Source organism: Pigmentiphaga sp. GD03639, assembly GCF_029845405.1.
Classification (GTDB): Bacteria; Pseudomonadota; Gammaproteobacteria; order Burkholderiales; family Burkholderiaceae_B; genus Pigmentiphaga; species Pigmentiphaga daeguensis.
The window spans coordinates 1-1,141 of the sequence record NZ_JAOCLR010000082.1; the positions used below are offsets into that span (position 1 = coordinate 1).

The window sequence follows — 1,141 nt, forward strand, 5'->3', positions numbered from 1 at the left end:
CCAATGATTTCGAATACAGGGCTATCACCTGCTATGGCCGGACTTTCCAGACCGTTCTTCTATCACCGAAGCTAACTCGTACAGGCTGTTCCGATTTCGCTCGCCGCTACTTTCGGAATCTCGGTTGATTTCTTTTCCTCGAGCTACTGAGATGTTTCAGTTCACCCGGTTCGCCTCGTTAACCTATGGATTCAGTTAACGATACCGCCTAAGCGGTGGGTTTCCCCATTCGGAAATCTGCGGATCAAAGCTCGTTTGCTAGCTCCCCGCAGCTTATCGCAAGCTACGACGTCCTTCATCGCCTGTGATCGCCAAGGCATCCACCACATGCACTTAGTCGCTTGATCCTATAACCGTGGCGGCTATAGGCTGGTTTACTCTAGCGTTTGTGCCGTTCCAGAACATGAGCATTCTGGAACTGATATATGCAATCACAACCCGTTGTCCGACAAATACTCCACTGGCTCTGAACCAGCGTGTCGAACAACATTACTGTTGTTGCTTCTTCCAAATTGTTAAAGAACAGCCAAATCAGTACTTCACCGAGCCAAAGCCCAGCTTTAAGCACAGCACGCTGCGCTTAAACCTGAATTCTGGTACTGCCGAGGAATCTTCCAGGTGTCTTGGTGGAGGTTGACGGGATCGAACCGACGACCCCCTGCTTGCAAAGCAGGTGCTCTCCCAGCTGAGCTAAACCCCCGTACCCCTGAAGGCTTCCCACCCTGCCCCGGCTTTACCCAGGGCGCCGCGGAGCCGGCTTTGCCGGTCCGCCAGCGCCGCCCCCTGGGGGGCGCGCGCAGCGCGTAGGGGGGCACCAACCCTGGTGGGTCTGGTTGGATTCGAACCAACGACCCCCGCCTTATCAAGACGGTGCTCTAACCGACTGAGCTACAGACCCTTATTCTTCGGATCTGCATCCCAGGCCAAGGAACGTCAAGCCACTCGCGCTTGCCCCTTTTCCTCACCGATCCAGCTTAATGAACAACCGATAAGAGTGGACACTTGATCAAGCGCTTTACGCGCTGAAAGGAGGTGATCCAGCCGCACCTTCCGATACGGCTACCTTGTTACGACTTCACCCCAGTCATGAACCCCACCGTGGTAAGCGCCCTCCTTGCGGTTAGGCTACCTACTTCTGGTG

Annotated in this window: 2 tRNA genes and 2 rRNA genes; all 4 read right to left on the minus strand. The window is 54.9% G+C overall.

The features are described from left to right. Window positions 1–347, minus strand: a 23S ribosomal RNA gene (locus tag N5K27_RS28875); the annotation flags it as partial. 277 nt (window positions 348–624) lie between these two features. Next, window positions 625–700 (minus strand) — tRNA-Ala (locus N5K27_RS28880). Window positions 701–821: 121 nt separating this feature from the next. Further along, window positions 822–898: transfer RNA gene (locus N5K27_RS28885), tRNA-Ile, on the minus strand. Window positions 899–1,025: 127 nt separating this feature from the next. After that, a 16S ribosomal RNA gene (locus tag N5K27_RS28890) occupies window positions 1,026–1,141 on the minus strand; the annotation flags it as partial.